The 12252-nt window shown below is 32.2% G+C and carries 14 protein-coding genes and 1 tRNA gene; 4 read left to right on the top strand and 11 right to left on the bottom strand.

What is annotated here, in order from left to right; all coding sequences use genetic code 11:
• Window positions 1-48 precede the first annotated feature (48 nt).
• From asnS to ACZ451_RS08335, 3 genes are read left to right on the top strand one after another with little or no spacing between them, the layout of a single operon-like run.
• Window positions 49-1491 (top strand): asparagine--tRNA ligase, encoded by a 1443-nt coding sequence (asnS, locus tag ACZ451_RS08345; RefSeq protein ID WP_464216661.1) that lies wholly within the window; start codon window positions 49-51, stop codon window positions 1489-1491.
• Between the two features lie 37 nt (window positions 1492-1528).
• Window positions 1529-2983, top strand: coding sequence for an RNA polymerase factor sigma-54 (gene rpoN / locus ACZ451_RS08340; protein WP_464216660.1), 1455 nt, complete (start codon window positions 1529-1531; stop codon window positions 2981-2983).
• On the top strand, window positions 2984-3589 hold the full coding sequence (locus ACZ451_RS08335; RefSeq protein WP_464216659.1) for a hypothetical protein: 606 nt from the start codon (window positions 2984-2986) through the stop codon (window positions 3587-3589).
• Here the strand turns inward: ACZ451_RS08335 and ACZ451_RS08330 are convergent.
• The 10 genes from ACZ451_RS08330 to ACZ451_RS08285 all read right to left on the bottom strand — a co-directional run bounded on the left by ACZ451_RS08330 (window position 3584) and on the right by ACZ451_RS08285 (window position 10451).
• The gene (locus ACZ451_RS08330) at window positions 3584-4294 is read right to left on the bottom strand and encodes a porin family protein (RefSeq protein WP_464216658.1); all 711 of its coding nucleotides are present in this window, start codon (window positions 4292-4294) and stop codon (window positions 3584-3586) included. The genes ACZ451_RS08335 and ACZ451_RS08330 overlap by 6 nt on opposite strands.
• 93 nt (window positions 4295-4387) lie before the next feature.
• On the bottom strand, window positions 4388-4873 hold the full coding sequence (locus ACZ451_RS08325) for an ExbD/TolR family protein (RefSeq protein ID WP_464216657.1): 486 nt from the start codon (window positions 4871-4873) through the stop codon (window positions 4388-4390).
• Window positions 4874-4890: 17 nt separating this feature from the next.
• Complete coding sequence (locus ACZ451_RS08320; RefSeq protein WP_464216656.1) at window positions 4891-5514, bottom strand: ExbD/TolR family protein; 624 nt, start codon at window positions 5512-5514, stop codon at window positions 4891-4893.
• Window positions 5515-6031: 517 nt separating this feature from the next.
• A complete protein-coding gene (locus ACZ451_RS08315; RefSeq protein ID WP_464216655.1) occupies window positions 6032-6517 on the bottom strand; it encodes an ExbD/TolR family protein in 486 nt (161 codons plus the stop codon).
• A 17-nt stretch (window positions 6518-6534) separates the two neighbouring features.
• Window positions 6535-7155: an ExbD/TolR family protein gene (locus ACZ451_RS08310; RefSeq protein WP_464216654.1), complete on the bottom strand. Its 621-nt coding sequence runs from the start codon at window positions 7153-7155 to the stop codon at window positions 6535-6537.
• 10 nt (window positions 7156-7165) lie between these two features.
• Complete coding sequence (locus ACZ451_RS08305; protein WP_464216653.1) at window positions 7166-7609, bottom strand: hypothetical protein; 444 nt, start codon at window positions 7607-7609, stop codon at window positions 7166-7168.
• A gap of 26 nt (window positions 7610-7635) precedes the next feature.
• Complete coding sequence (locus ACZ451_RS08300) at window positions 7636-8403, bottom strand: MotA/TolQ/ExbB proton channel family protein (RefSeq protein WP_464216652.1); 768 nt, start codon at window positions 8401-8403, stop codon at window positions 7636-7638.
• A gap of 80 nt (window positions 8404-8483) precedes the next feature.
• Window positions 8484-8571 (bottom strand) — tRNA-Ser (locus tag ACZ451_RS08295).
• Between the two features lie 68 nt (window positions 8572-8639).
• On the bottom strand, window positions 8640-9671 hold the full coding sequence (locus tag ACZ451_RS08290) for an asparaginase (protein ID WP_464216651.1): 1032 nt from the start codon (window positions 9669-9671) through the stop codon (window positions 8640-8642).
• A 12-nt stretch (window positions 9672-9683) separates the two neighbouring features.
• Window positions 9684-10451 carry a TatD family hydrolase gene (locus ACZ451_RS08285; protein WP_464216650.1) on the bottom strand — a complete coding sequence of 256 codons (768 nt, stop codon included), beginning with the start codon at window positions 10449-10451 and terminating at the stop codon, window positions 9684-9686.
• Between the two features lie 42 nt (window positions 10452-10493).
• Between ACZ451_RS08285 and ACZ451_RS08280 the strand changes: the two genes are divergently transcribed.
• Window positions 10494-10940 (top strand): retropepsin-like aspartic protease, encoded by a 447-nt coding sequence (locus tag ACZ451_RS08280; protein ID WP_464216649.1) that lies wholly within the window; start codon window positions 10494-10496, stop codon window positions 10938-10940.
• Between the two features lie 87 nt (window positions 10941-11027).
• Here ACZ451_RS08280 and odhB read toward each other — a convergent pair whose 3' ends face one another.
• Window positions 11028-12245, bottom strand: a complete 1218-nt coding sequence (odhB, locus tag ACZ451_RS08275) for a 2-oxoglutarate dehydrogenase complex dihydrolipoyllysine-residue succinyltransferase (RefSeq protein ID WP_464216648.1) — start codon at window positions 12243-12245, stop codon at window positions 11028-11030.
• Between the last annotated feature and the right edge of the window lie 7 nt (window positions 12246-12252).

Below are 12252 nucleotides of genomic sequence, written 5' to 3'. Positions count from 1 at the left end.
TTTTATCAAAAAGGCTATATTTGTTACTCAAAATTTACATTTTTTAGAATGAAACCACTTAGTATAAAAGAAATACTTGCTACAACTCCTAAATTACAGGAAATTACAATTAATGGATGGGTAAAAACATATAGAAGCAATAGATTTATTGCTTTAAATGATGGTTCTTGCCTCCAAAATATACAATGTGTTGTTGATTTCGAAAATTTTGATGAAGAATTGCTTAAAAAAATAACTACGGGAGCTGCTTTAAAAATTAGCGGTACGTTGGTAGAAAGTCAAGGAAAAGGCCAAAAAGTAGAAATTCAGGTAAAAGAAATTTTTGTTCATGGTATTGCAGATCCTGAAGATTTAAAACTTACGATTCTTTCTCCTAAAAGACACTCACTAGAAAAATTACGAGAGCAAGCTCATCTACGTGTACGCACCAATACTTTTGGCGCAATTATGCGAGTACGCTCTAGCTTATCGTTTGCGGTACACCAATACTTTCAAAAGAACGGATTTAACTACGTACATACACCAATAATTACAGGTTCTGATGCAGAAGGAGCTGGAGAGATGTTTCGAGTTTCTACATTAGATCAAAAGAAACCACCATTAACAGAAGATGGTGAAATTGATTTTAAACAAGATTTCTTTGGAAAAGAAACTAACCTTACTGTGTCTGGGCAATTAGAAGCCGAAACCTATGCTATGGGCTTAGGAAAAGTATATACCTTTGGTCCAACATTTAGAGCAGAAAACTCAAATACTTCTAGGCATTTAGCAGAGTTTTGGATGATAGAACCCGAAGTAGCTTTTAATGACTTAGATGCTAATATGGATCTTGCTGAAGATTTTATAAAAGACGTTATTACCTATGTTTTAGAAAATTGTGCTGAAGATTTAGCATTTTTGGAACAGCGTTTGATACAAGAAGAAAAAACAAAACCTCAGGCAGAGCGAAGTGACATGACTTTAATTGAAAAATTAAAATTTGTTGCCGATAATAATTTTAAAAGAGTATCTTATACAGAAGCTATTGATATTCTTAAAAATAGTAAGCCAAATAAAAAGAAGAAATTTAAATATATTATTACTGAATGGGGTGCCGATCTACAGAGTGAACATGAACGTTACTTAGTAGAAAAACATTTTAACTGTCCTGTAATTTTATTTGATTACCCCGCAAAAATAAAAGCATTTTATATGCGTTTAAATGAAGACGGAAAAACTGTTAGAGCTATGGATATTTTATTTCCTGGCATTGGAGAAATAGTAGGTGGCTCACAAAGGGAAGAACGCTTAGACGTTTTAAAACAAAAAATTAAAGAATTAGATATAGATGAAGAAGAACTATGGTGGTATCTAGACCTTAGAAAGTTTGGAACAGCAGTTCATAGCGGTTTTGGATTAGGTTTTGAACGATTAGTTCTTTTCGCTACAGGAATGGGGAATATAAGAGATGTAATCCCGTTCCCTAGATCACCACAAAATGCAGAGTTTTAATAAGCTTTCTGCATTTTAAAAGAAACCAAATAGTAATATGCTTAAACAACATTTATCGTTTAAATTATCGCAAAAACTATCTCCTCAACAAATCCAGTTGATGAAACTTATTCAATTGCCAACACAGGCATTTGAACAACGTTTAAAACAAGAATTAGAGGAAAATCCTGCTTTGGAAACAGGTAAAGAAGAAAACGATGCTATTAATGATGAATTTGAAGATAATTATGATGCTGATGATTCGGAAAACATCAATGCTGAAGATATTAATATTGATGAATACCTAAGTGATGATGAAATTCCGGATTACCGAACAAAAGCAAATAATTATAGTGCTGATGATGATGACAAAACAATACCCTATGCTTCAGGGATATCGTTCAATCAGTTTTTAATAAACCAACTCAACACCATTAATTTAAGTGATGATGAGTGGGCCATTGCAGAGTTTTTAGTAGGCAGTGTAGATGAAAGTGGGTATATCAGAAGACCTATAGCTGACATTTTAGATGATTTAGCCTTTACCCAAAACATTTATACAGATGAAGCCGCAATACAAAAAATTCTAAAAACAGTTCAAGAATTAGACCCTCCTGGTGTAGGCGCCACTTCATTAGAAGAATGCTTAATTATTCAATTAAAAAGAAAAGAACCTACTCAGCATATTGAATTAGCCATTGCTATCTTAGAAAAATCTTTTGATCAATTTACAAAAAAACATTACAAAAAGCTTATTCAAAAACACAGCATCTCAGAAGAAGAACTTAAAGATGCTATTTCTGAAATAGAAAAATTAAACCCAAAGCCTGGTGGTTCTTACGCTGGCAATACTAGAATTATAGAACATATTGTTCCAGATTTTTCTATAAAAATACTTGATGGAGAATTAGAACTTTCCCTAAACGGAAGAAATGCTCCAGACCTTCATGTATCTAGAGATTATAATAATATGCTTGAGGGTTACAAAAACTCCAAAAAAAAGTCTAAATCTCAAAAAGATACTGTGCTTTTTATCAAACAAAAGTTAGATGCTGCTAAATGGTTTATAGATGCAATTAAGCAAAGGCAGCAAACGCTTTTTATTACCATGAATACCATTATGGAATATCAAAAAGAATATTTCCTAACAGGTGATGAGCGCAAATTACGTCCAATGATCTTAAAAGATATTGCGGATACTATTAATATGGATGTTTCTACCGTATCTCGTGTAGCCAATAGCAAGTATGTAGACACCCCGTATGGCACCAAACTCATTAAAGAATATTTCTCTGAATCTATGAAAAACGATCAAGGGGAAGATGTTTCTACAAAAGAAATTAAAAAGATTTTACAAACCGTTATTAAAGAAGAACCTAAAAGAAAGCCATTAACTGATGACAAGCTTTCTGATATTTTAAAAGAAAAAGGTTATCCAATAGCAAGGCGAACAGTTGCGAAATACAGAGAACAATTAGGAATACCCGTAGCAAGAATGCGAAAAGAAATATAGATGAAATTATTTCTAAAAAGTATTGCTTATTTGTTTCATCCAATTTTTGTTCCTACTGCCGGCACAATCTTATATTTTTTTGTAACACCCAGGTATGTCCCTATTGAAACGCAAGGAAGCAATTTACTTCCTATTTTCATCTTAACAGTTATTATACCTATTATAAGTTTTTTTATTCTAAAAAATCTTGGAATAGTTAACTCTGTTGCTATGACAGATACAACAGAGCGCAAATACCCTTTGTATATATGTATTTCTTTACTATTTATGATTATTTACAAAGTAATCCCTACTAATTATACCCCAGAGCTTTATTATTACTTTATAGGGCTTTTAGCTGCATTAACTTTTTCTTTAACCTTAGTCTTTTTTAAATACAACCCAAGCATTCATATGATTGGTATTGGAAGTCTTTTAATGTATCTTATCAATCTAAGCATTCATTTTGAAAAGAATTTAACGCTTAGCATTAGTATTTTTTTAATATGCACAGGATTGGTAGCTTCTTCTAGGTTATATTTTAGAACCCATAATAAATTAGAGCTAGTTATTGGTCTATGCATAGGGATCATAACACAATTTTTGACTATCAAATTTTGGTTATAAAATATAAAAAATAAGTCCTATTCTTAAGGGCCGTATTTCAATAGCTTCTCCAGTATCTAAAATAGTGCCTTTTTTAAAAAAATTATTTAGACCATAGTAAACACCTAAGTTAAAGGTATTGTAACCTAAATTTAAAGTTAAACCATATTGCAAGCTCTCAATATCTGTATTAGAAAAAGCATTAGAAGACAAACTAGCGACATCATTATTATCGCCAACAACTAATTTAGATCTCTGAGCAAAATTATACGACACTTTTATACCAGAATACAATCTAAAAAATTTATATTCTAATGCTGTAGAATTCCTCCAACGAACTTCTAAAGGAAGTTCCATAGCATGCGTTTCTAATTTACTCCTATTAAAACTAGTGTTATCCGAAGCTGCAAAATAGGTAATAGCAGCTGCTGTTTGTGTAGCTATTAAATTGCTATAATACGAATTTACAGCATAGCCTATTCCGATCCCTAAACCAAAATTTCTTTGACTGTTTAATGGAATATCTTTTATAAATCCTCCTTTTAAACCATAAGAAAAATTCCTTTGTGTAATTGCCTCAGGTTGGTCTAACATTAAGTTATACGTTAACCCCAAATAAAATTGATCTTCTAGATAATTATTGTCTACTTCAGAAGACTTTATAGGCGTTTGAGCATGTAGCACAATGGAGATCAAACAACAGAAGAAAAGAAATAGCGTTCTCATTGCCTAAAGATATAAAAGCTTAGCTATAAAAAAGCCTGCCAAATATAAAATTTGAAAGGCTTATCTATTTTTTTAACACAAGGCCTTATTTTACTAATTTTTTAGATTAGCAAATGCATCACCCTCATTCGTAGTATAATTTACTTTTAAAGCATTTACTTTACGTAATTCTTCTTTGATATCAGAAACAATACCCATATTAGCATCAACGTCAACTTTTAAAGATGTAGTTAAAAACGGTTGAATTTCTTGAGGTCTTTTAGCAATTTCAGCTAAAATATAAGGTCCAACTTCTTTTGGAGTAGAAAACTTATCGTTTAACTGAATTTGATCTTGGTCGCCAGCAATTCTCCGGTATTCTTCTGTTGGTTTCCCTACATAAATATAGATTACCCTATCTTTTTTTTCTAATTTCTTAGTTTGGTTAGCAATAGGCAATGTATTCTCTACCTTAATAGAATTATCTTTCATTACAGTAACCGTCATAAAGAAAAATAACAACATAAATACAATATCGGGTAACGATGCTGTTGATACTGCTGGCACATCACCATCTTTTTTTTTACTAAATTTTGACATAATTCATTTCTTTATTATTAATTACTTGTTGCTTCTGCTTCAGATAATATAAGAGGAAATAGTTCTTGGATTTTCTTAATTTTTTCTTTTAAAATTAATTTAGCTTCACCACTTGTTTTTCCATCTGTATATTGCTCCTCTAGAGTAGAAAAATCTCTTTTAAAAAGTCGTTGTGACTCCCTATTTCTCAACTCATTATACGCAGCAACCAATTCATTCTGAACCGTAATGTATGTTGCATATTTAGTCTGTCTATCGTTCTTTAATGATATCACAGCCTTACTAGGACTTTCAGAAGATTCTTCTAGTCTTTCTCCTTTACAGTAGTCACAGTATTCAGGAGTATCTGGTTTTGCACCGCCATTATCTAAAAAAGCTATTGCTTTTTCTTTTAAGGATTTAATATCGGTTATCTCATCCTCTACTAATAACTGACCATTTCTATTAATATTTACCGTAAAAATATTTCTCTTTCTAATAATTGGAGGCCTTGGATTATCCTCTTCAATTCTTGGCAACCTACGGTCTAAACCTGTATCAGTTTCTATAGTTGTCGTCACTAAGAAAAAGATAAGTAATAAGAAGGCAATGTCTGCCATAGATCCGGCATTTACTTCTGGTGGTGTTCCTCTTTTTGGCATAATTTTATATTTATTTGTTAAACAGTCTTTTTACTCCAGGAACTATCATTGCTAATACAGCAATAAGCGTTAAAACAAAGAACATATTCATAAAAGCCCACTAGTTTTGAGGATTCCTCCATCTGTTACAATGCTCTTTGCTACCATTTAATAAATATCAATTTCTATGCCAGAAGCAAGCACTTAAGAAGTTACTGCAAGCATTACTAAGTCTTATTTAAAACAAGATTTTTTAAACTCTCTTTTAGTACATAAGAGAAATTTGTTTGCGAAATAATCTAGTTGGTTTAATATTAAGCATAGCTTAAAAGCAAATAAAATTGATCTTCTAGATATTTATCATCTACTTCAGAAGACTTAATAGACCTAAGAATGCACTATAAAAGAGATAACGCAGCAAAAAAAGAGTAATTAAGTTATCATTGCTAAAGGATGTAAAAGCTTAGGTATAAAAAAACCTTCCAAATATAAAATTTGAAAGGTTTATCTATTTTTTATGAAAGAATATTGTATTCTACTAATTTTTTAGATTAGCAAAAGCATCACCTTCATTAGTTGTATAATTTACTTTTAAGGCATTTACTTTACGTAATTCTTCTTTGATATCTGAAACAATACCCATATTAGCATCAACGTCAACTTTTAAAGATGTGGTTAACACATTCTGTAATTCTTGATCTTTTTTAGCTCTTTCTGCTAAAATATAAGGCCCTACTTCTTTAGGAGTAGAAAACTTATCGTTTAACTGGATCTGATCTTGAGTCCCAGCAATTCTCTGGTATTCTTGTGTTGGCTTCCCAACATATACATATATTACCCTATCTTTCTTTTCTAATTTCTTAGTCTGATTAGCAATAGGCAATGTATTTTCAACCTTTACCGAATTATCTTTCATCACTGTAACTGTCATAAAGAAAAACAACAACATAAATACAATATCAGGTAGCGATGCTGTTGATACTGCTGGTAAATCTCCGTCCTTTTTTTTACTAAATTTTGACATACTATTGACTTTTACAATTAACTCTTACTTGTCTCTGCTTCTGATAACTTCTGAGGAAATAACGCTTGAATCTTTTTAATTTTATCTTTCAAAATTAATTTGGCTTCATCACTAGTCTTAGGATCAGCATACTGCCCTTCTAAAGTTTTAAAATCTCTTTTAAAAAGACGCATTGCTTCTCTATTTCTCAGCTCATAATATGCAGCAACCAATTCGTTCTGAACAGTGATATAGGTTGCATATTTAGTCTGCCTATCATTTTTTAAAGATATAATAGCTTTTGAAGGATTATCTGAAGATTCTTCAAGTCTTTCTCCTTTACAATAATTGCAATACTCAGGAGTACCAGATTTGGCTCCTCCATTATCTAAAAATGCAATTGCAAGGTTTTTTAAGTCTTTTATTTCAGCTAGCTCACCTTCTACCAATAACTGGCCATTTCTATTAATAACAACTTCAAAGATATTTTTTTGCTTTAAAATAATATCTTCAGTGTCCTCTTCAATTGGTGGCAACATACGATCTAAACCTGCATCAGTTTCAATAGTGGTTGTTACTAAGAAAAATATCAGCAATAAGAAAGCAATATCTGCCATAGATCCAGCATTTACTTCTGGTGGCGCTCCTCTTCTTGGCATAATTTTATATTTATTTGTTAAACACTCTCTTTATTCCTGGCACAACCATTGCTAATACCGCAATGATGGTTAGTATAAAAAACATATTTAGAAAAGTTCCTATCGTTTTTATAGTACTTTCTTTTGTTAAAATGTTCTTTTTAGCCATGGCATCTATGTCAACATCCGTACCAGAAGCTAATGCATAAGAAATTCCTGCTACTACCAATAAACCTCCAATTCCGAATAAAGTCTTTTTTAAAGCTGCTGGTTTAGAAACCACATTTAAAAGACCAAATGCTACAGTAGCCAAAACTGCAATCCCAAGTAGAACAAATGTTATAATAAACATTGCATGCATAGGGTTACTTTGTATAGCATCAGCTTTTGGCATTTCTTTTTCAGGAAGAAGTACCCAAAGTACAACCCCAGCTACGCTAAGTAGTGCTAATATTATTTTTATTACTAATTTCATAATCTAAACTATATTGTGGATACTATTTATTTTTTGTTGTCTACCAACATATCAATCAAAGAGATTGATGAATCTTCCATATCGTTTACAATACTATCTATTTTTGCGATAATATAGTTGTAAAAAATTTGAAGAATAATAGCCACAATAAGACCAAATACTGTAGTTAATAAGGCTACTTGAATATCCGCTGCAATAAGCGAAGCACTTAAGTTACCTACTGCTGCAATTTTCTCAAAGGCTTGGATCATACCAATTACAGTACCCATGAAACCAAGCATAGGTGCAATAGCAATAAATAAAGACAACCAAGAAACGTTCTTTTCTAATTGACCCATTTGCACACCACCATAAGCTACAACAGCTTTTTCTGCAGATTCTACACTTTCATCAGCTCTATCTAAACCTTGATAAAATATAGAAGCAACAGGTCCTTTTGTATTTCTACATACTTCTTTTGCCGCTTCAACGCCTCCAGAAGCTAAAGCATCTTCTACGCTTTGCTTTAACCTAGACGTATTTGTTGTTGCTAAATTTAGGTAGATAATTCTTTCGATTGCAACTGCCAAACCTAGTATTAGACACAAAAGTACTATACCCATGAAGCCAGCTCCACCTTCTATAAACTTTTCTTTTAACACTTGCACAAAGCCTCTGTCTTCAGTAGCTTTTTCCGCTGCACTTTGAATCATTGTAGCCGCTGTAGTAATTGTTGAAGTTACATTAGCGTTCATAATATTTGTATTCATAACAAATAACCCAGCAAAAGCTAGGATAGAGAATAATCTTTTCATTTCTTTCAAACTTATAATTAGATTAGTTAATCGGGTTAAAGATATTAAATTTTTTCAATTAAAAAACTAAAAATTTAAAGCAGAGAGGAAGGGATTCGAACCCTCGATGCCCTTTTGGAGCATACACACTTTCCAGGCGTGCGCCTTCGACCACTCGGCCACCTCTCTTTTTTTCATTTTTAAGGAGGTCGAAATAACAAAAAATAAATTAGTCTACGAAATTTAAACTGTTATTTTTAGCTCATTTCTCCACGTAAAGAAGTTTCAAAAACTGTTTTAAATAATTTTGGAGAAACTTTACTCCCTAATAAATACATTAATTTTGTAATGGCGGCTTCTGTTGTAATATCCTTACCATTAATCACTTGCAATTTCTTTAATGCTATACTAGTCTCGTATTGTCCCATAATAACACTTCCACCTGAACACTGTGTAACATTAATAATATGGATTCCTGTTTTCATGGCTTCTTTTAAGCTATTGAGCAACCATTTTTCGGTTGGTGCATTACCGGCACCATAGGTTTCTAGTATTAGCCCTTTTAAATTTGGTGTACTCAATACTGCTTGTATTAAACTTTTGTTAAACCCCGGAAACAACTTTAAGATGGCTACATTATTATCAAATTCAGTATGCACTTTAAGTTTTTTAACACGTTTTTTCTTTAATAAATATTCATTATAAACTTTTAAATGAACACCAGACTCCACTAAATGATGATAATTTAAAGAACTAAATGCTTCAAAATGTTCTGCATTTATTTTTGTAGTCCTATTTGCTCGATACAATTTATATTCAAAATAAAGACAAACTTCTTGAATTACTGCTTTTCCTTTATGCTGTAAGGATGCTATCTGAATTGAAGTAATTAAATTTTCTTTAGCATCTGTTCTTAAATCTCCTATTGGTAACTGCGAACCTGTAAAAATAACTGGCTTTGATAAGTTTTCTAACATATAACTTAATGCAGAAGATGTATAACTCATGGTATCACTACCATGCAATACTACAAAACCATCATACGCATCATAATTAGTTGCGATTGTATTGGCGATGTCTGCCCAGTGCTCTGTATTCATATTAGAAGAATCTATGGGTTCTTCAAAAGAAAATGTATTGATACTGCAATCCAGTTGATTTAACTCAGGAATATTTTTTAATAGCTTTTTAAAGTTAAATGCTTTTAAAGAACCTGTCTCATAATCCTTTACCATTCCAATAGTTCCACCAGTGTATATAAGGAGTATATTTGTTTTTTTAGATTCCATTTGCTTTTACTTTTAAACTCCAAAAATAGCCTTTGAATTTTCTGTAGTTATTGCAGCTATTTCTGTATTTGACATTCCATAAATTACAGTTAATTTTTCTAAAACCTGAGTAATATAGGAGCTCTCATTTCTTTTTCCGCGGTAGGGCGTAGGGGCTAAATAAGGAGCATCTGTTTCTAATACGATATGTTTTAGGTTTATTTCATTTAAAAAAGTGTCTATCTTCCCATTCTTAAAGGTAACAACACCACCTATTCCCAATTTCATATTGTAATGGATTGCCTGACGTGCTTGTGCTAAGGTTCCGGTAAAGCAATGAAAAATGCCATACAAATCTGACCCTTTTTCGGTTTCTAAAACTTCAAAAACTTCGTCAAAAGCATCTCTGCAATGAATTACTATGGGTAATTTATGTTTTTTAGCTAAACGTATTTGAAAACGAAATGCCTCTTGTTGTTCTTTTAAAAGTGTTTTATCCCAATATAAATCGATCCCTATTTCTCCAATAGCATAAAATTTATGTTTAGACAACATTTCTTCTACATGCTCAAGTTCTTTTTTATAATCTTCTTTAACATGGGTTGGATGCAAACCCGCCATTAAAAACATATGCTCTGGATATGCTTTTTCTAAAGCTAACATTGCATTGGTATAGGTTGAATCTATGGCTGGAATAAAAAAACGAGAAACACCATTATCTATAGCTCTTTTCACCATCTCATCTCTATCTTCATCAAAAGCTTCACTATATAAATGCGTATGCGTATCTGTAAGTATCATAGGGCAAAAATAATCTTATCTTTGATAAAATAATTGCATTCCATGAGTAGTTTAAAAAAATTTTTACAATCAAAAAAATATCACAAAATAAAACTTGTATTAACGGCAACAAATCATTTTGAAATACAAGCTACTATTAATGGTATTTCTGGTCGGTTTATTCTAGACACAGGCGCTTCTAATACTTGTATTGGTTTTGATAAGATCGATCAGTTTAACCTTACTTCTAAAGCATCTAAAATAAAAGCTGCTGGTGCTGGTGCTACAAATATGGAAACTCTAATTTCTACCAAAAATAAAATTGAAATAGGGAAATGGACTTCTAAAAAACTAAAAATTGTTTTGTTCGATTTAGTTCATGTGAACGAAGCATTAATTGCTCACAAAGCACTACCTGTAGATGGTATTATTGGAGCTGATATTCTAAAAAAATCTAAAGCGATTATTGATTACGATAAAAGCTGTGTGTACTTGAAAAGAAAAAAATAGAGTCAGTTTAAGTATAATATTCTATCACAAAAAAAGACCCATTTAGATATCTCCAAATGGGTCTTTCATAAATTATTTAAAGCTTTATTATAGCTCTAAAGCTTTGGTAACATTACCACCCATTAATAACTCTTCTGGGTTTTCTAAAGCTTCTTTAACGGCTACTAAGAACCCTACAGATTCTTTACCATCAATTATTCTATGGTCATACGATAAAGCCACATACATAATTGGCGCAATAACTACTTCGCCATTTTTTGCTATTGGTCTTTCTACGATATTATGCATGCCTAATATGGCACTTTGCGGTGGATTGATAATTGGTGTAGATAACATAGAACCAAACACACCTCCGTTTGTTATTGTAAAAGTACCTCCTGTCATTTCATCAACTGTAATCTCACCTTCTCTTGCTCTAATTGCTAAGCGTTTTACTTCTGCTTCAACTCCTCTAAAGCTTAAATTTTCTGCATTTCTTATTACTGGCACCATTAAACCTTTAGGGCCAGAAACGGCAATACTAATATCGCAAAAATCAAAAGAAAGCATTTCTTTACCATCTATCATAGAATTTACAGATGGGTACATTTCTAATGCTCTAACCACGGCTAATGTAAAGAAAGACATAAATCCTAAACCTACATTATGTTTACTTTTAAAGGTTTCTTTGTATTGTTTACGCAACTCAAAAATAGGAGACATATCTACCTCATTAAAAGTAGTTAACATAGCCGTTTCGTTTTTAACTGAAACCAAACGCTCTGCTACTTTTCTACGCAGCATAGATAATTTAGATCTGCTTTCTCCTCTATTCCCTCCACTACTAGGAGCTCCCATAGCTGGCTTAGCACTTACTGCATCTTCTTTTGTTATTCTTCCGTCTCTTCCTGTTCCTTTTACTGCATTGGCTTCCATTCCCTTTTCTGCCAATATTTTTTTAGCAGCAGGAGATGCCGCTCCCGATGCATAGGTTTCTTTTTTAGCCGCTGGCGCTTCTTCTTTTTTAACTTCCGCTTTAGGGGCTTCTTTTTTTATTGGTTTTTCGGTTACTCCACCTGCTGGTTTTTCTGCACTTGTATCTATTAAACATACCACAGCACCAACTTCTACTGCATCACCTTCTTCTGCTTTTAACGTGATTATTCCACTTACCTCAGCTGGCAATTCTAATGTTGCCTTATCGGAATCTACCTCAGCAATGGCTTGGTCTTTTTCTACATAATCGCCGTCTTGCACTAACCATTCTGCAATTTCTACCTCTGTTATAGATTCCCCTGGTGAAGGAACTTTCATTTCTAAAATCATTTCTTAT

It is taken from the genome of Allocellulophaga tsushimaensis (assembly GCF_055383085.1).
Note: the sequence above shows the minus strand (reverse complement) of the source record. Positions and strands in the feature narration are given on the sequence as shown.